Here is a 22267-nt window from a genome sequence, read left to right as displayed (position 1 = left end):
TCACTGCCTGGGGTGGATAAAGGTGTAGGGCTCGCGAAAGCTTTCGAGAAACCCCGCGTAGGGGTGTCCCCGGAAGGTCCGCCGGATGTCGTAGGGATCGATGCCGCCGGCCGGGTCGTTGACCCCGGAATAGAAAGAAAAGGCCAGGGAGAACCCGTGGTCCCGGACGAGCTTTTTGGTCCCGTCGTCAAAGGAATGAGCCGTGCCGACCGGATAGGCGAAGGAGCGGACCGCGACGCCGAGCCCTTCTTCCAGCAGCTGCTTGGAGGTGCCGATCTCCCGGTCCTGGGCCTGCCTGTCCAGGGTGGAGAGCACCTTGTGGGAATGGGTGTGGGCCCCAACGGCCATGCCGTGGTCCAGCATCTCCCGGATCTCCGCCGTGGTCATGAGCTCCCGGCTCTGGACGTCCGTGTCCGGCAGGGCCACGTCCAGGTCGCGGGAAAGAGTTTCAAGAAGATCCCGGGTCTCGGCGTCCGGCAGCCGGTAGAACTTTTGGAGCAGCCGGGTGATGGCGGCCGCCTTTTCGGCCGTGGTCCCGAGGGGCCGGGCCTCGCCGTCGATCGTAACGGTCGGCCTGTCGGTTTTCTTGACACACCAGGCGATCAGGTCCCACCAGCCAAGTTGCCGCGTCGACCAAGGCAGGGTGGGAATGAAAAAAAGGGCCGGCAGGCGCAGGCCCTGCAGCACCGGATAGGCCAGGGTGTAGTTGTCCTTGTACCCGTCATCGAAGGTGAGGAGCAGCGCTTTTCGCGGGAAACGGCCCTTCCCGCCCAGGCAGTCGATCACCTCGCCCTCGCTCAGGACGTCGTAGTCCCGGGCCAGGTGGGCAAGCTGCCTGCGGAAATACTCCTCCGAGATGCCGCCGAAGACGCCCTCGTCAAAGTCCGTGGTAAGCGTGTCCCGAAAGAGCCGGTGGTAGTTCTGGACGATAAAGACCGGCCGGTAGCGGCTGACGTACCGGGTGACCGGCCGCATCCGCCAGGCCAGGCCGTCCCGTATCCGTTTACGTATCGATGGTTCCATGGCTGCACCCCTACAGAGAGGTTTCCTACAGGGCCGGACGCAGCCGGCGGTGCACGCGCCGCAGCAGGGAGGCCACGGGTCCGGGAGGGGGAGCCTGCCTTTCAAACCGCGACAGGACCGTGGCCCCGGTGGCCACCGAATCCTTGTAGGCCTCCTCGCCGCGCAGGAGGTCGAATTCGCGGCATCCGTTCTCGTGGGCCCACCGGATGAGATCGAGCATCAACAGCCGCCCCGGGGCGAACCGCTTCCAGGCGTAGTTCCAGGAGCCCAGGTAATAGTGGTAGCGGCCGTTGCCGACGAACGACAGGTACCGGGCGATGCCCTGGCCGCCGCAGGTCAGGGCGGCCGGATGGGCCATGCCGGCCGGCATGCCGCGGACGGCGTCGGCCAAAAACCGTTCGCCGGCCTTGGAGCACAAGAGGTTCCCCGCGCCCCGGCGGTCGAGCCACTCCCGCTTGTCCGCGACAAGCGCCCCCACGAACGGGGCCACGGCCGAGGCCTCGGCCACTTCCGTCAGCCCCACGTCCCCGATCTCTCCGAGCCGCCGCCGCAGCCGGTTGGCGTCGGCCATGTCCTTGCGGTTGGCGGTCCCCGCCCATCCGGCGTAGCCGGCCGCGTGGAGGACGAGATGGGGGCAGGCGACATCCCCGGCCCGGGAGAACCGCTTGTTCCCGGCCAGGATGGCCAGGGCCCGGCTTTCCGGCCGCAGTTGCCGCAGGCGCACGGCGTCGCCCCGGAACCGGGAAAATGCCTTGTCCATGGCCGTTGCCGCCACGTCCCCGGCCCCTTCCGCCTGGACCAGGTCGCAGTAGTCCGAGACTTCGGCCGCCGACCACTGGAGCACGCTTCCCTCTTTGGCGGCCGCCAGGGGCACCACCGCCCGCAGCCGCCCGCCCTCCCAGGCCGTCATGAAAAAGGGCGTCTGGCCGAGCCCCGGCCCGAGGTGCTCCCACCAGGCCCGATGCCAGCTCCACTCCTGGAACGGGGTATGGCCCCCCTGGCGCGAAAGTTCCGGCCAGGCGTCCGACAGGGCGGACAGATCCGCCGGCGTCTCGATCAGTTCGTAGGTGACCATGTCCCGGGGCTCCCTTTGCGGCCGTTTGGCCGGCCTAGGCCAGTTGCTGCCACTTGGCGTCGAGGAGGATCAGCCCTTCCGAGCCGGCCACGTTGCGAAACCGCTCCTCCCCGACCACCTGGAAATTGAGCAGGTTCTCGCCGTAGAAAATGGTCTTCTCCACTCCGCCGCTGCTGACCCCGAGCCGCAGGGAGTAGACGCCCGGGGTGAAGGGCAGGCGCGTGATGTGGCACACGGCCTCGTGCTCGCCCGGCTCCACGGTTTCCATCTGGATCTCGTGGCGGCTGTCGTAGGTGGTCAGGTAGAGAAAGTCGGAGGTGTGCACGCCGATGCCGAACTTCGGCTGGTCCAGGGCGTCGGTGTTGCGGTAGTGGATGCGGATATTGACGGGCTCGTTGACACGTACCCGGGTCAGCCGCCGGCCGTCGGGACTGTGCATGGAAAGGGAGAGCAGCTCGAAGCCGTTGACGATCTGGAACCCGCCGCCGTGGGCCGCCTCCCGGTCGTAGATCTCCTGGTCGCTTTTCTCGAAAAACGTCTGGCAGACCTCCTGGGTCGGGCCGTCGGCAAGGAGCCGGCCGTCTTCGAAAAGAAGGACCCGGGTGCAGATGCGCTGGACCTGGCGGATGTTGTGGCTGACCAGCAGCACGGTCTTTTTCTGCTTGAGGATCAGGTCCTCCATCTTGTCGAAGCACTTGCGCTGGAAGGCGATGTCGCCGACGGCCAACACCTCGTCCACGATCAGGATGTCGGCCTCGATGTTGGTGGCGATGGCGAACCCCAGGCGCACCTTCATGCCGGAACTGTATTTTTTCACCGGCGTGTCCGCGAAGGGCTTTATTTCCGCGAACTCCAGAATGGGATCGACCAGTTTCTCGATCCGACGGTGGGAGACGCCGAGGATGGAGGCGTTTAAAAAAATGTTTTCCCGGCCGGTCAATTCATGGTGGAGCCCGGCCCCCACCTCGATCAGGGGGGCCACCCGGCCGTTGACCCGGGCCGTGCCCCGGGTCGGGGTGGTGATGCCGGACAGGATTTTAAGGAGCGTGGATTTTCCCGCCCCGTTGGAGCCGATGACCCCGACCACCTCGCCGGCCTCCACGGAAAAGCCGATATCCCGGAGGGCCTGGAAAAGCCGCGGCCCCTCCACGGCCCGCCCCGAGACCCGGCGCATCAGGTTCTGCACGCCGGTTTTGAGGGTGTGGAACTGGCCCAGTTGAAACTCTTTCGTCATATCCGAGACTTCGATCACGGCCATAACCGCTTCCCCCCTCTGCAGCTTGTTAGATGACGTCCGCAAAAGACGCTTCCGCGTGTTTGAAATATCCGTAACTGAGGGGCAAAAGCACGGCCACGAGCAGGGCCCCGGGCCAGATGACCTGCATGTCCGGCGGCCGGTTGTGGAGCAGGACGTTCTGAAAGGCGTCGATGATGCCGACCAGGGGATTGACGGTGTAGAGCATGTAGAGCTGCTTGGAATAGGGGCCGGCGGCCTGGGATTCGAGCAGCACCCGTTTGACCAGGGACAGGGGATAGATGATGGGCGAGGCGTACATGACAAGCGAGATGGCCACGGGCAGAAACTGGGCCACGTCGCGGTAAAAGACATTGAGGGCCGCGCCGACGAGGTTCACGGCCAGGGCGGCCAGGACCAGATAGAGGAGCAGCACCGGCAGCCACAGGATCTGGAACGACGGGTACATGCCGTACCAGGCCATAAGGCCGAACAGGACGGCGATATCCACGAAAAATTCCACGCCCTTGGTCAGCACGGCCACCACCGGAAAGACTTCCCTGGGAAAATAGATCTTTTTGACCAGGGCCGAGTTGAGCACGATGCTCACCACCCCAAGGGCCACGCCCTCCTGGAAAAAGACCCAGGGAATGAGCGCCGCGAACGTCAGGACCGGATAGGGGATGTCCCCGCTGTCGATGCCGATGAAGCCGCGCATGAGCGTGAAGACCAGGGTGAGCATGACTGGTTTGAGTACGGTCCAGATGACGCCGAGATAGGCCTGCTTGTAGCGGACCACGATCTCCTTCCAGACCAGCGTCCACATGAGTTCCCTGTAGTCCCAGAGGCGAAGGGCCGATTTCAGCTGCAGCATGCCAACCACCTTTTCACAGTGAGATGTACCGGCGCAAAAGCGTCCCCATGTCATTGGCCAGGCCCACCGGCAAACGCCGCCAGCAGGCCGCGAGCAATTGGCGCGGCCGCCCGGGCCCGCTGTTCGTCAGAGCCGGCCGGCGCTGCCGCGTGCTCGCATCGAACCGTTGCCAGGAAAGCCCCACTTCCCGGGCGCCCCACTGCTCCTTGAACCGGTAGGTGCCCTCGCCCCGGGTCGAACGGCCCATGTCGAACATCTGCCGGCCCTCCTCGGCCGCCTGGGAGAAAAGCGTCCAGTAAAGGAGCATGTTCGGGCTGTGGCGGTTGTGGCGCCTGAGCGACGAGGCCCAGGGCACCGCGATGTTGCGGCCCTGGGCCAGGGTCACGGCGCCGGCGGCAGGCGTTCCGTCCGGCAGGAAGACCACCGTGATCCGGGCCCGCCCGCCGAAGCCGGCCAGCACGGCCCGGAACCAGGCAAGGGAATGGGTCGGGGAGCCGAGGTCGCGCATGTTGCGGGAAAAGACCTTGTAGAAAGCCTCCAGGAGTTCCAGGCCGCCGGTCCTGGCCGTCAGCCCGTCCCGGGACGGCTTTCGGATCTGGCTGCGCAGCTTGGCCGGAAAGGAGGCCATCAGCCGCTCGGCTCCGTCCGGCAGGGCCAGGCGCATGAGGACCTTGGCCGAGGCCCCGGCATCGGCCGCCTGCTCCCTTATTTCGAGGCCCGTCGCGCCGAGGCTGGCGGCCAGATCCAGGGCCTGGTCCAAAAGGCCCTGGCGCACGTCGGCCTCGGCGGCCAGCGGACCGGCCCAGTCGCAATACGGCAGGGAAACAAGCCTGCCGCGAAGGCCGGGCAGGCGCAGCCGGACCAGGGGCAAAAGGCCGGCCACCGCGCCGTCCCGAAGGGCCAGAAGCGGGAAGACCTGGAAGCCGTAAGCCCGGCGCACGGCCTCGAGCCAGGCCCAGGCGTGGTACGGCCCGGCCCCGGCCTGTCCGGCCACGAAGGCGTCCCAGGCCTGGCTGCGGGTGGAATCGGCGACAACGATCCGCATGGCGGCTACCCCAAAAGCTCCTCAAGGGTTTGAAGGCGGGCGGCCCAGGCGTAGCGGCGCTCCATGCACCGCCTGGCCCGACGCCCCATGGCCGCGGCCCCGGCCGGATCGGCGAGCAAGCCGGCCACGGCCGCGGCAAAGGCCTCCGGCTCGTCCGGGACCACGCACAAATCCTCGCCGGCCACGGCCTCGATGCCCTCGAAGGCCTGCTCCGTGGCCACCACCGCCTTGCCCATGGCCATGGCCTCGAGGACCTTGTTCTGCACCCCCCGGGCGATCCGCATGGGCGCGACCGACACGGCGGCCTCGGCCACAAACGGCCGGACGTCCGGCACCGGGCCCGTCACCCGCACCCCGGCCAGCCCGGCCAGGGCCCGGACCCGGGGGGCCGGGTTGGACCCCACGATGGAAAAAGAGGCTGGCCCGGGCAGCCGCTCGCCGAGGCGCGGCAGGACGGCTTCGGCAAACCAGGCCACGGCGTCGATATTGGGCGGATAGTCCATGGCCCCGCAAAAGACCGTGGACGGACTGGCGGAAGGCCCCTGCCGGTCCGGGGCCGGGGAGAAATAGTCGAGGTCCACGCCGTTGGACACGGTTCTGACCTGGCCGCCCCGGCCGCCAAGCGAGCGGAAGAGCGAGGCTTCGGCTTCCGAGACCAGGAGCACGGCCTCGAAGAGGTCGGCGGCGCGCTGTTCGTAGCGGCCAAGGAGCTTTGCCTCCAGGCCGTAAATCCGGCTGGCCGGCCAGGCGGCCCGGCCGGCATAGGCCCGCCATTTTTCGGAATCCACATCCACCAGATCGAGGATCCGCCGCCCGGGGAGCGGCGAGGCGGCGCAGCGGAGGTATTCGGCCATGGGGGCGCTGACGGCCAGGGCGGCGGATACCGTTCCCGAGGCCAGGACCTTGTCCACATAGGCCTGCAACCGCCGGTTGCGGAAACACTCCACGGACAGGGACGTGCCCCGGATCGCGCCGAGGGGGGAGCAGAACTTGCGCCAGGCCGGCAGAGGTTCGACGGCGAGGCTCGCACACAGCGGACGCAGGCTGTCCCGATAGGCCATGTCGTCCGGCGTGTCGGCCAGGGCCCCGAGGTGGACGCGCCAGCCCCGCTCGGCCAGATGGCGCACGAGATGGTAGGACCGGACCTTGTCCCCCTTGTTGGGCGGATAGGGGATGCGGTGGCAAAGGACGAGGATTTCCCGGCCAAGGGCTCCCTCCGCCACGGCCACGGCCGTCCGTGGCCCGGCCATGGCGCCGCTCATCGCCGCCCTCCCCCCGGATGGGGTGCGGCCCTGCCGTGCGTGCCCCCAGGGGCCGGACGGTTTGCCGCCTGGACCCGCCGCGGCAGGCCGGCAAACGCCCCCGGCGACGGCTTGGGCCCGGCTCTCCCCGCCCCTGGCCGACGACGCCGATCTTCTCGGAATCCCTGTATCCACAAGCAAGGCGATAAATTGACCGGGGTTTTCATATACTATTTCCATACCATGGTTTTTTTGAAATGCAACGCCATTTCTCCATGCAAACGGGAAGTCCTCCTATGGGGGCTTGCCCCCATTCCACTACCGGAGCAGCCCCCATCATCGGGTATGAGCCACGCCTGATCCTCGTCACGATGTAAGGAACTTCGACAAGATCTGTCGGAGAATGCTACGAACCAATCGAAACAGTCTTCACAACGTCAAATTTATCAATGGAATTTGGCGATGTTATGGAATTCATTGCAAGGCACGGCCCTTGCTTAACCTGCGTGGCGCATTACGGCGCTGCATTGAAAAAAGGAAGGGACCGTCTTCCGGCCAGACCGCATAGAGGGAAAAAGAGCGGTCCAAAAGGAGTGAAGCGCGCGAGGCGCTTTCCGGCGCGCCGGGAAGGAAGGCGGTGCAACGAGTTTACAACAGGGAGGAGCTATGGCCCGAAAGACGATGCCGACATGCCTGGTGACCGGTTGTGCGGGAAATGTGGGCTCCCAGTTGACCCAACGGCTGCTCGAAGCGGGCTATGCCGTGGTCGGCGTGGACAACTTCTTCTCGGGTGCGCCTGAGAACATGCGGGACTTCAACGACCACCCGGCCTTCGAGTTCCATGAGCGGTCCATCACGGACAAGGCCTCCATGGCCGGACTCCTGGCCGAAAACGCCCCGCTCGTGGCCACCTTCCACCTGGCGGCCATCATCAGCGTCCCCTATTCCATGGACCATGCCGCAGAGACCATGGAGATCAATTACGACGCCTCGCTGTCCCTGCACACCCTGGCCCGGGCCTTTCGGTGCGGGGCCTTCGTGTTCGCCGGTTCGGCCGCCGAATACGGCAAGCCGCTGTCCCGGCCGGCCACGGAAGAGGACGCCGGCGACCCCCTGAGCCCCTACGGGCTGTCCAAACACCTGATGTCGACGGCCATCCAGAAATCCGGCTACGGCTGCTCGTTGCGTTTTTTCAACATCTACGGGCCGACCCGGGCCAAGCCCGGCCCCTACGACGGCGTGGTCCGGCAGTTTCTGGCCAGGGCCGAGCAGGGGCTCTCCCCGGTCATCCACGGGGACGGGTCGCAGATGCGGGACTTCCTGTTTCTCGGCGACGCGGTGCGGGCCCTCCTGACGGCGGCCGGGATCCTGCCCGGCGGACCGCTGACCGGCGTCTTCAACGTGGGCACCGGCCGGGGCTCCTCCATCCGGGACCTGGCCGACCTCAGCCTGCGTCTGGCCCACGTGCCCAAGAAACCGGAATTCAGCCCCGTGCGCCAGGGCGACATCCACTTTTCCGTGGCCGAGAATTCCAAGCTCCTGCGCCATGCCGGCTGGATCCCGAGCACGCCCCTGGAACAGGGGCTGGCCCTGACCCTGGAGGGGATGCGCCGGCTGGCCGGCAAGACGGACCACTGATTTTCCGGAGAGGCGGGCGAAACGGGGCGGCGGGACCGGTATCCGGTTCCGCCGCCCCGTTTTTTGCGGAGGATACAAAAGGCGCGGAGACGAGAAGACGGGAACGGCGGGCGATGGCTCAGGCGGCGGGGGCGGCCACCAGCGCCGCGACCCGGGCGGCGTTTTCCTCCCAGGTCCGCCTGCCCGCGGCCATGGACCGGCGGCCGGCCTCGCCGAGCCGTTGCCGCAGGCCAGGGTCCTTGGCGAGTTCCTCCACCCGCCGGGCGAAACCGGCAAAATCACCCGGGGGAAAGAGCACGGCCTCCACTCCGTCCCGGACCACCTCGCGGATGTTGTCCTGGTCCGGGGCCACCACGGCCTTGCCGGCAGCCAGGTATTCGAAAAGCTTCATGGGCGAGGCATAGGCCGTGGCCGCCGGCTGGACCGCGATGTCCATGGCGGCCAGATGCCCGACCAGCGTCTCCCGGTCGACCGGGCCGGTGATGGCCACCCGCCCTTCCAGGGACCGCTCCCGTACCAGCCGCTCAAGCTCCGGCCGCACCGGCCCATCGCCGACCAGGACCACCTCCAGGCCGGAGGCGAAAAGCCCCTGGTCGTCCAGGGCCGCGACCATCTCCGCCAGCCCGTGCCACGGCCGAAACCAGCCCGTGAACCCGACCCGGACCGTGGCCCGGCCGGCCGGTTCCCGTATCTCCAGGCCGGCGAAATCCTCGGGATTGACCCCGTTGTGCATGACCGTGATCCTTGCGGCGTCGGCGCCCTTTTCCACGAGCATCCGCCGTAGCACCTCCGAGACCGCCACCGTCCGGTCGGCGTGGTTGACGATCCAGGTCTCGAGGGCCTGGGCCAGGCGCGGAAACGCCAGCCCGCCGTGGGCGGCCTTCTCCCGGGCCAGGGGCGAATTGACCTCCAGGACCAGGGGCACGCCCGTCAGGCGGGAGACCACCACCCCGCTCAGGTTGGACAGGCAATAGCGTTCGTAGAGAAAGGCCGGCCGCTCCCGGCGCACGGTCCGGTAGAGCCTCGGAATGCCGACCAGGTTGTAGCCCAGTTCCAGCAGCTCGTAGGCCAGGGGCGGCAGCCGGGAGACCAGGCGGCTTAAAAGGCCCGGCCGGCTGTCCCGGCCGACCTGTTCGTCGGCATGGAGGGCCACCTTGGCCACCCGGTAGCCGATCCTCGCAAAGGCCCGGCACATCTCGCGGACGTGGATGCCCTGGGCGTCCACGCCCTGGGTGCGGTGGTGGTAGACGACAACGGGCCTTCCCGTGTCAGCGGACATCCTTGCCCATCCCCTGCCAGTCCTTGAGGCCAAGCTTCCGCTGTCCGTCGCCGACCTCGCACACGGGCTGGTTGGCGGCGTACCGGTTGCCGGAGGCGGTGATCGAGCCGAGGATGCCGGGGGGGAACTGGAGGGGGATGACGCCCGTGTCCTTGAAGACGTTGTCCGTCATACGCAGGTTGGTGCCGTGGGGCAGGCCCAGGATGGCGCTCCAGGAGCAGGCCTCGAAGGTGTTGCCCGTGATCGTCGCGTTCGGGGCGTCGAGGGTGATGCCCTGGCCGTGGATATGGCTGAACCGGTTGCCTTCGACCACGGGTGCGGTGGTCCCGCCGATCAGCGTCAGGCCGGCGCCGCCTTCCTTGGTCGGAAAGGAACCCGTCCGCTCGAGCCGGTTGCCGGAGATGACCGGCCCGGCCACGGCGCCGTTGATGTGGATGCCGTTTATGTGGGTGTCGCGGATGGTGTTTTTCGTAATGACGATCCTGGCGGCCACGTCGCTTATGTAGATCCCGTGTTCGCTGGAGGCCCGCTCGATGGTGTTGCCCTCAATCGTCGTGCCGTTGCTGCGGTAGGACATGATGCCGTAGCTGACCACGTCGGTGATGGTGCTGTCCTTTATGGTCACGTCCTGGCAGCTGCCGAGCGTCACGCCCCGTTCGAACCCGGCGATGGTCACGCCCTCGATGACCACGTGGCTCGATTTCTCAAGCAGGATGCCCGCGCCATGGCCGAATGCCTTGGCCTTCTTGTCCCGCCATCCCTCCATGCCGGCGCCGCCCGGGTCGGCGGTGATGCGGATGGGCGCGGCCGGGGTGCCGCGCAGTGCCGAGAGCTGGATGCCTTGCGGATAGAGGCCGGGGGCGATCCGAAGCACCGTGCCCGGCGGCACGGACCGAAGCCGGGCTTCCAGGCCGGCCGGCGCGTCCGTGGGCCGGATCTGGATGTCCGCGGCCAGGGCGGCCTCAACGAGCAGAAGCGGTCCGAGGACCGCAAGCAGGATCCGGCGCAACAGCGACATGGGGGGAAACCTCCTTTTCGGGGGACGGGGACAGGCCGAGGACCTCGGCGTAAAGCGCCAGGTGCCGCCCGGCCACGGCCGACCAGCCATGGGCCTCGGCCGCCCGGCGAAGCGCGGCGGCGTCCCAGGGCCGCGCCAAGGCCTGCCGGATGCCCTCGGCCAGGGGAGCGGGTTCGGCCGAGGCGACCAGGACCCCGAGGCCGGGTTCGGCCAGGGCCTCGGGAATGCCGCCAACGGCCGGGGCCACCACCGGCGTGCCGCAGGCGAGTCCCTCGTGGATCACGGTCGGCCAGCCCTCGCTGTGGCTGGCGAGGACCAGGGCGTCGGCGGCCTGGTAATACGGGGCGAGGGCCTCGTGGGGCACGGCCCCGGCGAAACGCACGCGCCCGGAAATGCCGCATTCCCGGGCCAGACGCGCAAGCGCCTGGCCCAGGCTGCCGTCGCCGGCCAGGACCAGCCGGACGCCGGGAAGGAGGGCCAGGGCCCGCAGCAGCCGGTCGTAGCCCTTGACCGGCTCCAGGCGGCCGACGGCCACAAGAAGGGGCCCGTCCTCGGCAAGACCGAGGGCTCGCCGGGCCGCGGCCTTCCCGGCCAGGGGAAAACGGGACAGGTCCACGCCATTGGGAATGTGATGGATGCGCCCGGGATCGACGCCAAGTTCGGCGATCCGGCCGGCCAGATCCCGCGAGACCGCGACCACGGCCGCGGCCTGGCCAAGGGCTGCGGCAATGGGCCCGCGCCGGGCCGGATCCCTGGCCAGGACATGGATGTCCGAACCATGGCAGGTGACGACCAGGGGCAGGCCGGCCCCGGCGGCGAGCCGGGCCGCCGCCGCGCCGTCCGGATAGGCGTAGTGGGCGTGGACCAGATCCGGTTCGAAGCCTGCCGCCCGCTCGAAGGCCCCCCGGCTCCAGGCGGCCAGGAGGCGGCCGTCCAGGTGCTTGAACAGTTTCGGCACGGTCCAGAACCGGCAGCGGTCCACGTGGGCTTCCGGCCTCGGGGGGCCGGCGGTCCCGGCCGGACGGGCCAGCAGGCTTCGAAGGCCGTTTTCCGGGGCCACCACCCGGACCTCGGCCAGCCGGGCCACCTCCCGGGCCAGTTCGCGCACGAAAATGCCGTGCACGGGATTTTTGGCCGTGGGATAGAGGGAGGAGTAAAAAAGAATCCGCATGGGAGGGGTCACGGGCGTCCGGACGGTTTGACAGGGCCGCGCATGTCCATGAAGACCACCCAGGAATAGCGGCCAAGCCAGGGGAACGCACCCAGAAGCCAGCCGTCGAGCCGGCCGCACAGGGAAAAGACCGTATCGAACGTTTCCCCGTCGCCAAACGGCAGGGCGCAGAGGGTGGTCAGGTTGAAATAGGTGAACTTGACGTCCTGGAAATAGGTCCGGACCCGATCCAGGTCCGTGGCCCGAAGCGGCCGTTCGTCCGGGGTGCGGGCCTCGGGCGTGCGGCGCCGGTACCAGTTGATGAAGGGATTGTGCCCGAGCGGCTCGATAAAGACGGCCCGGCCGGCCGGCGTCAGGACCCGGCCGATTTCGGACAACGCCCGATCGAGGTTCAGGTGGTGCAGGATGCCCTTGCCGGACACGGCCGCAAACGTGTTGTCCGGAAAATCCAGGTCCTCGGCGTCCATGACCTGAAACTCCGTATCGAGCCCCACCCGCGCCGCCTCGGCCCGGGCGTGCTCCACCCCGCTTCGGGAGATGTCGATGCCGGTGATGTCCAGGCCCCGCCGGGCAAAGACCAGGGCGTTGTCGCCGTTGCCGCAGCCGTAGTCGAGGACCCGGCCAAGGGGACGCACAGCCTCCATGGCCTGGTGGTAGCGCCGGTTGGCGGGGAGCATCAGGCGGTAGGCGGTCTCGAGCACCGGACGCGACCCGTCCGCGACGCCAAACCGCCGGTCGTGAAACGCCCGCTCGCGCATCTTGCGTTCTTCCGCGATCATGCCAGGCTCTCCTTTTTGGCCGCCCGTGGCCGGGGGAGCAGGCCCCCGGCCACGGACCGGCCGGCCTTGACCACGGCCACGGCCTGCTCCTGGGGCGCCAGCCGGGCCAGGATGGCCGACATGGCCAGGTAGATGAACAGGAATTCGGAGTTTTCCCGGCTCAGAAACGTCGCGCCGATGCAAAAGGCGACCACCCCGCAAAAGACGGCCCGGGCCTGCCACTCCCGCCAGCGGTCCCCGCCCCTGCGGGCGCGCCACCAGGTCCGAAAGGCCGAAGCCAGGGCGCAAAGGATCATGAGGACATAGGTGGAGAGGCTTATGACCCCCGCTTCCGAGCCGACCTGAAACCAGGTGCTGTGGGCCACCACGCCTTCGGCCAGGTTTTCCCGGCGTTCGAATTCCTTGATGAAATTTCCCCATCCCACGCCGGTCAGGGGATGCTCCAACATGATCTCGTAGGCGATCCTCCAGTAGAACACCCGCTCCGCGCCGGTGTACTCCTGGTCCTCGTCCATCTGCTTCTCCCAGGCCGATTCCGCCGTTCCGCCGAGGCCGAAAATGGTCTGCACCTTGTCGACGTAGGATGTGGGCATGTAAAAGGAGACCACCACCGCGATCAGGCCCCCGACCAGCACGGACCGCCAGGGCTTGCGGTCCATGAGCAGGAATACCCCGCCGGAGACGACCGCGGCCAGAAAACCGCCCCGGGACGAGGTCAGGGTCAGGGTCAACAGCGCGCCGATGGCGGCCAGGCCGAACACGGTCCGGGCCTTCCATCCCCGGTCCCAGTTGAGGGCCAGGGCGGTGTAGAAAAGCGGCATGCCCATGGCCAGGGCCAGGGCCCAGTCATTGGAATCGCTGATCCAGCCGGCCACGCCGCTGACGGAAACCCAGGCCTCCTTGGTCTGGGTCTCCACCAGGTTTTTGAGGACATCGTAGGACACGCTGCCGAGGATGCCCCAGAAAAAGAAGGTGTAGTCCCGGCGGGTGGTGACGGCCCAGACCGTCAGGAACGTCATCAGCCCCACCTTGAGGAATTCCTCGAAACGCTGGTCCGCCAGTTCCGGCCGCAGGGCCGAGGAGGCGCTGACCACAACCGTGACCAGGAAGGCGACCATGGGGAAAAGCGCCAGCGGCACCCGCACGGAGATCTTGTTGAAATTGATCAGACAGGCCAGAAGCCCCACCCCGGCCGCGATCTTGGCCAGGGGGATATTCATGAGAAAGGGGTAGCTCGCCTGGGGGTTCATGATGGAGGTGCCGAAATAAAGGACCATGGCGGCCACGGGCCGTGTCAGGGCGAGCAGGCCGAGCACCAGGTAGAAGGCCACGAACAGCAGGGTCATGATCCAGGGCTGGCTGAAGGTGGCGTAGCCGAAAATTCCAAGCAGCGTATTGATGCCCATGAGCTCCGTCCTGGCCGCCTCCACGCAGGGATGCGGTTCACCGCTCCATGCGGGCGGGTGTTGGGGATTGGTCCAGGGAAATGGCCGGCAGCGGACCGAGGCCGGCCAGCAGGAGGCCCATGGGCCCGAAAGAAAGTCCCTCGAACAGGGTGCGCAGCCGGTCTTCCGTCTTGTCCAGGTTGAGGTAGTGGCGAAACCGGGATTTCAGGCAGGCGGGTATCCGGGGCTGGCCGGGATCGATCTCCCAGGGGTGGAAGTAAAGGACGCACGGCTGGCCTTCGCGGCGGTTGACGCGGGCCAGGCCCCACCGCAAAAAACAGGCCGGGAAAAGGCGCAGATAGCCGCCGCCGGAAATGGGCAGGGCCAGCGACCGGCCAAGGAGGCGCAGGCGCAGGGTGGTGGGAGGAAATTCCAGGATCTCCCCGGCCGGACGCCGGATGCGGTGGGGATGCGGCGAGGCCCCGGGAAAGCCGTACAGATCGTGGACGATGGGAAAGATGCTCGAATCGTAGGCGAATCCTTCCTCGATCAGGACGTCCAGGGCCCAGGCGGTCTCGGGCGTGATGGAATAGCTCGGTGCCCGGTAGCCGAGGACCGGCCGGCCGGCGATGTCTTCCAGCAGGGCCTTGGACGCGGCCACGTCGCGGCGAAAGGCCTTGGGCGTCTGGAAGCGGATGCGCTTGTGGCCGAACCCATGACAGGCGATCTCGTGGCCGGCGGCCGCGATGTCCCGTACCAGGTCCGGATGGCGCCTGGCCACCCAGCCGAGGACGAAAAACGTGGCCGTAAGATCGTATTCGTCAAAGAGAGCGAGGATGCGGCGGGTATTGGCCGCCACCCGGCAATCGAACCCGCCCCACTGCCCCGGCCGGATGACGCCTTCGAAGGCGCTGACGTGGAAGTAGTCTTCCACGTCCACGGTCAGGGCATTGCGGCTCTCTTGCGGCATGGCGGCCTCAAAACGACTTGCTGAGGGCCAGGCCGATGATGTTCACGTTGTAGGAGGATTCCCCGCTGCTTGCGGCCTCGTTGCGTTTGTACTGGTAGTAGAGCTTGACCGAGGCGTCCTTCGGCAGCTGGTAGCGCATTTCCGCGGTCAGGTAATACCGGTCGGCGCTGTCGCCGCTGGCCACGGAACCGATGCGGCTGAGGGAAAGGGTCGATCCCAGGCGGGGCGTCAGTTCGTAGGTGCCCTGGAGGGTGGTGGTCAGGTCGTTGGTCTGGTTCGTGTCCTGGCCGGAATAATTGGAGTAGCCGGCATAGGCCGACACGGTGCCCCGTTCGAAGGTCCGGGTGACGGTGGCGGAATAGAGGGTCTTGTAGGAGTTGTAGACCGAGGACGGGTTGTCCACATAGTCCGCCTGGGCCTGGAGCAGGAAGGTGGTCCGGCCGAGGGTGTGGGTGAGGCCGGCCGAGGCCACGGGCAAAAGCGTGCTGCTGCCGACGTTGTAGACCGATTGCACCGCCCCGACCCGGCCGAAGACGTAGCAGCCATCCCCGTAGGTGTAGCGCGCCACGCCCGAAGCCATGTACCGCGAGACATCGCCCTCGGAGGTGTTCTGGTACTGGTACTGGAGGGTGCCGCCGATATCCATGCGCGGCGTCAGGGCATGGAGGACCTCGGCATAGGCGGTCTGCGTCATCTTGTTGACCGCGTCGTTGCTGTCGTAGAGGGAGCTGCTGACCCGATAGCCGAGGCTGGTCGTGGTCCGGTCGTTGATGCGGGGCGTGAGGATCAGTCCGCCGGACAGGATGTTCTGGTTGACCTGGTCCTCGGTCGAATCGGCCGAATGGGTGTCCCCCTTGGCGGCATTGTAGTAGACCATGTGGTTGCTGTCCGCCACCTCAAGGAGCAGCAGTTCCTTTATGACCTGGAAGGAGGCCTTGGCCTCCAGGCTGTTTAAGAGCTCATCCTGCCGCTGGCCGGTATCGTACAGGCGCAGGTCGCCCTGGTAGTCCACGGAGGTGTTGAGCCGGGGACCGGCATAGAGCGCCTGGACCGAAGTGCTCATGATGGTGATGAAATCGGCTTTCGGATTGGAACTTTCATTGACGTTGCTGTTGTATTCCTGGCCGGCCGAGACCGAGGCCCGGTACTCGAATTCCGCCCGGCAGGGCACGGACGACAAAAGGGAAAAGGCGAGGACGGGGATGAGGAGGAAGCGCTGTCGCATGGGAGCCTTTCCGTAAGGTTTGTTCTGGTTGCCTGATGTCCATGACCGTCGGTTGCCAACGCGTGGCCCCAGGATATACTCAACAGTGTCCGAAAAAAAGGCGTTTGAGCCATGACTCGTGCTTGCCGTCCGGCTGCGGCACTGGAAGCGCTTCCTTGTCCGGGTCCGATTCGGATTCTTCCAGCTCGATCACGGGCACGTTTCTCATATCGGCATAGGCCACTTCCGGCTGGGGGGCGGCCCGGACAATCTCGCTGAGGGCGTCGAGCGTCTGGCCCATGTCGTCCATCCGCTGGCTTATGGCGCCAAGGAGGGCGCGCAGCTCGCCGCTGTGGTCCGGGGGACGGCTGGCCGTGGCTATTTCCAGGTTCTGCAGCCGGGTGTTGAAATTGAGCAACACGCCGTGGAGCTTGCCGGGGCTTTGCCGGCCGCGGTCCCGTCGCGACGCCTTCTCCTCGATCCCGGGCAAATCCGGGGGCAGGCTTTCCCAGTACTGGCTGTTGAAACTCAGGTCCTGGGCGATTTCCTGGATGGCGGCCGCGGTGACCGTCCGAGTCTCGTTGGCGAAGGCATCGAGGAGAATGTAGTCGCACAGGATATTGATGAGCCTCGGGATGCCCCGGCTGTAGCCGTGGATGATGGAAAAGCACTCCGGCGCGAGTTCGATGGCGTTCCTGTTGCCGGCAGCCTCCAGGCGGTACTGGATGTAGTGCTCGACCTCGTCCTCGGACAGGGGCTCGATGTTGCAGACGATCTGGATGCGCTGGCGAAATTGCAAGAGCTCCGGCGAGGCCAGGACCCGGCGCAGTTCGGGCTGGCCGACCAGGATGATATGGAGCAGCTTGTTGTTTTCGGTTTCGAGGTTCGAGAGCATCCGGACCTCTTCCAGCACGTCCGGGGAAAGGTTCTGGGCCTCGTCGATGATGAGCACCACCGGCCGGCCCTTGGCGTACTGGGCGATGAGGAAATCCTGGAGGTCGCGCAGGAGCGTGGGCTTGTCCTTGTCCTCGGTTTCAAGGCCCAGGTCGGCGTTGATCATGGCCAGCAGGTGGAGGGAATCCACCTTGGTGTGGAAGACCCGGGCCAAAAGGACGTCGCGCAGGTGCTTCTGGATCAATTGGCGGATGAGGGTGGTCTTGCCGGTGCCGACTTCGCCGGTCAAGAGGATGAAGCCCGAGTGCTCCCGGATGCCGTAGTCGAGGTAGGCCAGAACTTTTTTGTGCGACCGGCTCGGGTACAGGAACTCGGGATTCGGCAACAGCTCGAAGGGCTTTCGCCGCAGATTGAAAAAGGCTTCGTACACGTCCTGTCCTCTGTTTCTCAGTCGTTACAGGCGGCGTAATAACTGCTGTAATAGCTGCTGCAGGGCTTGACGTAATCCGTGGCATTGTACACGAGGCCAAGGACTTTGTTGTTGAGAAGGGTCAGGCTTTCCTGGACGTCCTCAAGGGAGGTCTTGCCCTCCCGGACCACCAGGACCGCGCCGTCGGCCACGTCGGCCAGGGACCGGGTTTCCGCGAAAAGCAGCACCGGCGGCGTGTCGACCAGGATGATCCGGTCGCGGTAGCGCTGTTTGATCTCCGTCATGAGCCGCCGCATGGAATTGGAGGACAACAACTCCATGGGGTTTTTGACCGCCTTTCCCGCCGGCAGGAGCACGAGTTTGCCGATGCCGGTATTGATGAGCGCCTGGCCCACGTCGAGGCCATCGAGGAGGCAGTCGGACAGTCCCCGCTCCGGCGCCACCTCCAGGTAGCGGTGGCAGGTCGGGGCCCGCAGGTCCGCGTCCACGACCAGCACGGTGTGGTCGAATTCCTGGGCCAGGCTGATGGCCAGGTTGACGACGAGCAGGGACTTGCCCTCGCCGTGGTGGGCGCTGGTGACCAGGATGATATTATTAAAGTTGTCGGGGTCGCGGATCGCCTTGACCAGCGCCTCCTTGAGCTTGCGGAACTCCTCCGCCTCGGGCGAGGCGGGCGATTTGAGCACGACCAGCTTTTCCTCGGACAGCCGCGCCGGATCGATGGCCTGCGACGGCGGCGGCAACGTGGCTTCCTGGCGGAAAAAGAGGCGGGCCTCGGGCCGGGGCATGCCGGCCTGCCGTTCGGCGGCCTTGCCCAGGGCTTCTTCGATTCTGCTCATGATGCGATCAACCTCTCTGGCCCCTCTGGCGCGTTACACAGGTTCGGGATCGTCTGCGGCCGGACGGCCGGCACCCTCGGGCGGTCCGCCAAGCCCACGCTACAAAATGGAGTGCGCGATTTTTTGCAGCCAGGCTGTGCCCACGCCCTGGGCCCGCAACGTCTCGAGCACCAACACCCCGACGACCAGGGCGAAATACCCGCCGGCCACGGCCATGACGAGGTGGTCCCGCCGGGCCTGCCGCCGGATCTCCTTTTCGCTCGAGATGCGGGGAATGACCGCGAAGACCGGAAGGCCGAGCGTGCGCAGTTCATGGAGGGACCGGATCGAGTGGTTGAAACGGTCGGCCAGGTAGGTGGCGCCGGCGCCGGCGCCAAGGCCGAGCACGATGCCGATCAGGATGATGACCGGGCGGTTGGGACTGACCGGCACTTCGGGGATCACGGCCGGATCCACGATGCGAAACATGACGGACTTGTCCTTGAGCTCCATCTCCTTGGAGATCTCGGACTGGCCGTAACGGTTGACGAGCTGGTTGTAGATGGCCGCCTCCTGATCCTTCTTGTTGACCAGCTCGGCCAGGGTGGCCTTCACCCGGGGCAGGTCCCGCAGCGCCCCCTTGTTTTCCCCGATGATCTTGTTCTGATAGTCTTCCATGGCCTTGATGGAATCGAGCTGGTACTGGAGGATCTGGGCATTGCGGGTGCCCTCGGCCACGCCTTCGCCGGCCGACTCCCCGCCGCCGCCACCGCTCGGACGCCATGCCTTGGCGGCGGCCCGGGCCTTTATGACCTTGGGATTTTTTTCGGTGTACACGGCCAGAAGCCGCCGCAGCTCGGCTTCCCGCGGATTGCCGCCCGACGAGGCGCGGCTGGCCTTGGCCGGCCCCTTGCCCGAAGCCAGCATCTTGCGCTGGGCTTCCAGTTGGGCCCGGCGCAGGGACAGTTCTTCGAGCTTTTGCTCCGCCGCCTTTATTTCGCTGCGGATAAACGCGCCGTCGCTGCTAAGGAGCATGCCCCTTTCGCTCCTGAAGGCATTGATGGCCTCGTCAGCCGCGTCCACCCGCTTCTTGAACGTCTCGATCTGCTCGGCCAGAAACTTGGTCGCTTCCGTGGATTCCTCGCGCTTGGTCGAGGTATTGCGCTCGATATAGACGCGAGCCATGGTGTTGATGAAATCCCGGGCGAAACGCGGATCCTTGTCCGAAAAGTTGAGGACGATCAGGCCCTGCCGTTCATTCAGATTGACCATGATGCGGCGCTGCAGGTCCTTGATATAGACTTCCTGGTCATAGGCGGTCTTCAGCGTGATGTCCTTGTCCAGCTGCTTGATGACCGGGAGCAGGAGGTTGCGGCTGGTCAGACTGACGGCCAGGTTCTGGATCTTCTGCTGCATGGAGGGCGAGATGGCGATGCCCTTGACCAGGTCGGTGATGACGTTCTGCTCGATGAATATGGTGGACTTGGCCTCGTATTTCTTGGGCGACAGGTAGCCCACGGCGATGGCCCCGGTCATGATCAGGAGCGATACGGCCAGAAACAGCTCCTTATAAAGATAGATGAGCTGCTTGTAATGGTGGAATTCTTTCAAGAAGGCAGACATGGACACCCTCCTTGGGCCTAGAAGAAGCTTTCTTCCACGATAATGAGGTCGCCGCCCTGCAGGACCACGTTCTGCTTCAGATCGCCGTCGCGGATCAGCTTTTTGGCCTTGACCTTGATGACCTGCTCCTGGCCGTCGAGCTGGCGGACGATCCGGGTGTCGTTGGGGCTTGCGAACTTGGAGAAGCCGCCGGCCTCGAGCACGGCCTCAAGGAGCGTCATGCCCTCGCGGTAGACGACCAGGCGCGGGCTGTTGACCGCGCCGACCACGTAGATGCCGCGGTTGGAGGCGGTTGGCGGCAGGAGGATGGTGTCGCCGCCGAGAAGGGGGATGTCCTGGGACGTGTCGCTGCCGACGATCAGGTCGTGGAAGTCCTTCTTGATTTCCTTGCCGTCGCGCACGACGGTGGCGTTCCTGAGGTCGGCACCGCTGATGTCGCCAAGGCTCGTCAGCACGTTGAGCAGGGTCGCGTGCTGCGTCGCGTCGATCACGGTCGGCTTGACGCCCCCGCCCATGACGAACACCTTGCTGTTGCCGCCGAGCACCGTGACCGTGACCGTGGGATTGCGGATGTACTCCTTGAGCCGGGCGGTGATCGCCTCCTTGAGCTGGTCCGTGGTCAGCCCCACGGCCTGCACCTCCCCGCTGTTGGGGACGGTGACCTTGCCGTCGGGGCGGACCATGACATCGGCCGAGTAGTCGGGTTCGTCGGCCACGCCGATATGGATCTTGTCGCCCGGCGCCACGGTGTATTCCTTGGCCTGGGCCGCAAAAGGCAAAAAGACAGCCAACACGAGCAGCAGCATGGTTTTGAGCATCGCTTTCTCCATCCGGGGCTGAAGGTCTGTGCCAAACGACTGGTGAACACGGGGGACACTTCCGATTGAACCAGACCCTGCGGCATCCGTCTGTGCGAGCCGACCGTTGATCGGTCGATAAAAAGCACAAACCATGCCAGGATTTCCCTGGCCCGGCTCCGCCCACCGCCCGGCGGGCGCACCGGCGCCGGGATGCGCCGGTGCGCCGGCAAGCGGCCCTTTGCCGCAGGACGGGAAAGAGCCGGAACATGCCGCCTGTTTATGACTTTCAATCGGAGTCTTCCAGGATTTCAACCAACGCAGGAAAGTGGTCGGGCAGACCGAATCCCCGTTGCCGTGGCCGGAAAAAAAGTTCATCGCGCGCCCTTTCGCAGAAGCACCACGGCGACGGTCCGCAAAATGATGCTAAGATCAAGGAACATGGAGATGTTCTTGATGTAATAGAGGTCGTAGCGAAGCTTTTCGAGAGCGTCCTCCACCGACGCGCCGTAGGGGTAGCGGACCTGGGCCCAGCCGGTGACCCCGGGCTTCACGAAGTGGCGCTCCGAATAATACGGGATGATCTCCTTGAGCTTTTGCACGAACTCGGGACGTTCCGGCCGGGGCCCGACCAGGCTCATCTCGCCCCGAAGCACGTTTATGAGCTGGGGGATCTCGTCGATCCGGCTCTTTCGCAAAAACTGCCCCAGCCGCGTCACCCGGGGGTCGGACTGGGAGGCCCAGACCGCGCCGGTTCCCTGCTCCGCGTCCTGGCGCATGGTGCGCAGCTTGTAGAGCACAAAGGGCTTGTCCCCCTGGCCCACCCGCTCCTGCCGGAAAAAGACCGGACCCGGGGAATCCAGCCGGATGGCCAGGAGCACGAAGGGCGCAAAGGGCAGGCTGAGAAGCAGCCCGAGGACGGAACAGACGATGTCCACCAGCCGTTTGACGGCCCGCAGGACGAAGGTGATCTTAAAGCCGCTGCAGAAGATGAACCAGCTCGGGTTGATGTTTTCAAGCAGCAGCTTGCCCGTGATCCGCTCGTAGATGCCCGGCGCGTCCAGGACCTCGATGCCGGAAAGCTTGCAGTTGAGCATGTCCTGGAGGGGAAACACCCCCCGCCGCTCGGCCAGGGAAATGACGACCTTGTCGGCCCGCAACGCCTTGGCCGTGGCGAAGATGTCCTCGACCTGGCTGGCCGCCGGTTCCGGCCGGGGACCGGGGAACGGATACGTCCCGGCCACCTGGAAATGCCGGTTGGACCCGCCGATCAGGTTTTCCATCTCCTTCATGAACCCGTCGTTGCCGACCACCAGCACCCGGTTGACCAGGCCCGGCAGGGCCAGCGGGATGTTCCTGACGATATCCCGGGCCAGCATGATGCAGGTGAAGGCGCCGAGGGAATACAGGACCACGTCCAGGTCCTCCCGGAAGAGCGGCTTGACGTCGCTTGTCAGGGCCACAAGCGTCAGGGACAGGCCGCAGGAGACCGACACCTTGAGCAGGATGTTGGTCAGATTCATTCTGAACTGGGTCAGCGAGTAGAGAAGATTGACCAGGATATAGGGCAGGGCGATGGTGGTGACATAGCTCCCCATCCTGTCATAATGCAGGGCCCCCTCGAATCCTTTCTGGATGAAGGACTCCGCCATCACGCCGCCGGAGGTCGCCAGGGCGGCGAACAGCAGATAGGACCCGAACCATCTGGAAAAGGATTCGTACTCCGGCGTTTTCATGCAACTTGAAGTCATCTCGCACCCCCTTGACTC

The 22267-nt window shown here is 65.9% G+C and carries 19 protein-coding genes and 1 pseudogene; 1 reads left to right on the top strand and 19 read right to left on the bottom strand.

The window, feature by feature from the left end; genetic code table 11:
• From DFW101_RS00575 to DFW101_RS00550, 7 genes and pseudogenes are all read right to left on the bottom strand, one after another.
• The gene (locus DFW101_RS00575) at positions 1-1023 is read right to left on the bottom strand and encodes a polysaccharide deacetylase family protein (protein WP_009179590.1); all 1023 of its coding nucleotides are present in this window, start codon (positions 1021-1023) and stop codon (positions 1-3) included.
• A 25-nt stretch (positions 1024-1048) separates the two neighbouring features.
• Positions 1049-2098 (bottom strand): GNAT family N-acetyltransferase, encoded by a 1050-nt coding sequence (locus tag DFW101_RS00570; RefSeq protein WP_009179589.1) that lies wholly within the window; start codon positions 2096-2098, stop codon positions 1049-1051.
• Between the two features lie 34 nt (positions 2099-2132).
• Positions 2133-2780 carry a Wzt carbohydrate-binding domain-containing protein gene (locus DFW101_RS20260; RefSeq protein ID WP_419187168.1) on the bottom strand — a complete coding sequence of 216 codons (648 nt, stop codon included), beginning with the start codon at positions 2778-2780 and terminating at the stop codon, positions 2133-2135.
• Between the two features lie 57 nt (positions 2781-2837).
• Positions 2838-3212, bottom strand: a pseudogene (locus DFW101_RS20255) (ABC transporter ATP-binding protein); the annotation flags it as partial.
• Between the two features lie 169 nt (positions 3213-3381).
• Entirely contained in the window at positions 3382-4206 is an 825-nt protein-coding gene (locus DFW101_RS00560; RefSeq protein ID WP_009179587.1) for an ABC transporter permease, read from the bottom strand.
• Between the two features lie 13 nt (positions 4207-4219).
• A complete protein-coding gene (locus DFW101_RS00555; protein ID WP_009179586.1) occupies positions 4220-5251 on the bottom strand; it encodes a FemAB family XrtA/PEP-CTERM system-associated protein in 1032 nt (343 codons plus the stop codon).
• A 5-nt stretch (positions 5252-5256) separates the two neighbouring features.
• Complete coding sequence (locus tag DFW101_RS00550; protein ID WP_009179585.1) at positions 5257-6513, bottom strand: TIGR03087 family PEP-CTERM/XrtA system glycosyltransferase; 1257 nt, start codon at positions 6511-6513, stop codon at positions 5257-5259.
• A 645-nt stretch (positions 6514-7158) separates the two neighbouring features.
• Between DFW101_RS00550 and DFW101_RS00545 the strand changes: the two genes are divergently transcribed.
• Complete coding sequence (locus DFW101_RS00545; RefSeq protein WP_009179584.1) at positions 7159-8130, top strand: NAD-dependent epimerase/dehydratase family protein; 972 nt, start codon at positions 7159-7161, stop codon at positions 8128-8130.
• 118 nt (positions 8131-8248) lie between these two features.
• On the opposite strand, the gene DFW101_RS00540 is transcribed toward DFW101_RS00545, so the two are convergent.
• The 12 genes from DFW101_RS00540 to DFW101_RS00485 form a co-directional block, all read right to left on the bottom strand.
• Positions 8249-9409, bottom strand: a complete 1161-nt coding sequence (locus DFW101_RS00540) for a glycosyltransferase family 4 protein (RefSeq protein WP_009179583.1) — start codon at positions 9407-9409, stop codon at positions 8249-8251.
• Positions 9399-10427, bottom strand: a complete 1029-nt coding sequence (locus tag DFW101_RS00535) for a right-handed parallel beta-helix repeat-containing protein (protein ID WP_009179582.1) — start codon at positions 10425-10427, stop codon at positions 9399-9401. Before DFW101_RS00535 ends, DFW101_RS00540 begins: the two co-directional genes overlap by 11 nt.
• A complete protein-coding gene (locus tag DFW101_RS00530) occupies positions 10372-11598 on the bottom strand; it encodes a glycosyltransferase (protein ID WP_009179581.1) in 1227 nt (408 codons plus the stop codon). The genes DFW101_RS00535 and DFW101_RS00530 overlap by 56 nt, the downstream gene beginning before the upstream one ends.
• Before the next feature lie 8 nt (positions 11599-11606).
• Complete coding sequence (locus DFW101_RS00525; protein WP_009179580.1) at positions 11607-12377, bottom strand: class I SAM-dependent methyltransferase; 771 nt, start codon at positions 12375-12377, stop codon at positions 11607-11609.
• Complete coding sequence (locus DFW101_RS00520; RefSeq protein WP_009179579.1) at positions 12374-13783, bottom strand: O-antigen ligase family protein; 1410 nt, start codon at positions 13781-13783, stop codon at positions 12374-12376. The genes DFW101_RS00525 and DFW101_RS00520 overlap by 4 nt, the downstream gene beginning before the upstream one ends.
• Positions 13784-13820: 37 nt before the next feature.
• Positions 13821-14732, bottom strand: coding sequence for an XrtA system polysaccharide deacetylase (locus DFW101_RS00515; RefSeq protein ID WP_009179578.1), 912 nt, complete (start codon positions 14730-14732; stop codon positions 13821-13823).
• Positions 14733-14739: 7 nt separating this feature from the next.
• Positions 14740-15957 carry a porin family protein gene (locus DFW101_RS00510; RefSeq protein ID WP_009179577.1) on the bottom strand — a complete coding sequence of 406 codons (1218 nt, stop codon included), beginning with the start codon at positions 15955-15957 and terminating at the stop codon, positions 14740-14742.
• Between the two features lie 79 nt (positions 15958-16036).
• Positions 16037-17260, bottom strand: coding sequence for an XrtA/PEP-CTERM system-associated ATPase (locus tag DFW101_RS00505; protein WP_009179576.1), 1224 nt, complete (start codon positions 17258-17260; stop codon positions 16037-16039).
• Between the two features lie 17 nt (positions 17261-17277).
• Positions 17278-18099 carry an XrtA-associated tyrosine autokinase gene (locus tag DFW101_RS00500; RefSeq protein ID WP_009179575.1) on the bottom strand — a complete coding sequence of 274 codons (822 nt, stop codon included), beginning with the start codon at positions 18097-18099 and terminating at the stop codon, positions 17278-17280.
• Positions 18100-18198: 99 nt separating this feature from the next.
• Positions 18199-19701, bottom strand: coding sequence for an XrtA system polysaccharide chain length determinant (locus DFW101_RS00495; protein ID WP_009179574.1), 1503 nt, complete (start codon positions 19699-19701; stop codon positions 18199-18201).
• A 17-nt stretch (positions 19702-19718) separates the two neighbouring features.
• Complete coding sequence (locus DFW101_RS00490; protein WP_009179573.1) at positions 19719-20519, bottom strand: polysaccharide biosynthesis/export family protein; 801 nt, start codon at positions 20517-20519, stop codon at positions 19719-19721.
• 353 nt (positions 20520-20872) lie between these two features.
• Entirely contained in the window at positions 20873-22234 is a 1362-nt protein-coding gene (locus DFW101_RS00485) for a TIGR03013 family XrtA/PEP-CTERM system glycosyltransferase (protein ID WP_419187123.1), read from the bottom strand.
• Between the last annotated feature and the right edge of the window lie 33 nt (positions 22235-22267).

Source organism: Solidesulfovibrio carbinoliphilus subsp. oakridgensis (assembly GCF_000177215.2).
In the GTDB taxonomy this organism is placed as follows: Bacteria; Desulfobacterota; Desulfovibrionia; order Desulfovibrionales; family Desulfovibrionaceae; genus Solidesulfovibrio; species Solidesulfovibrio carbinoliphilus.
Note: the sequence above shows the minus strand (reverse complement) of the source record. Positions and strands in the feature narration are given on the sequence as shown.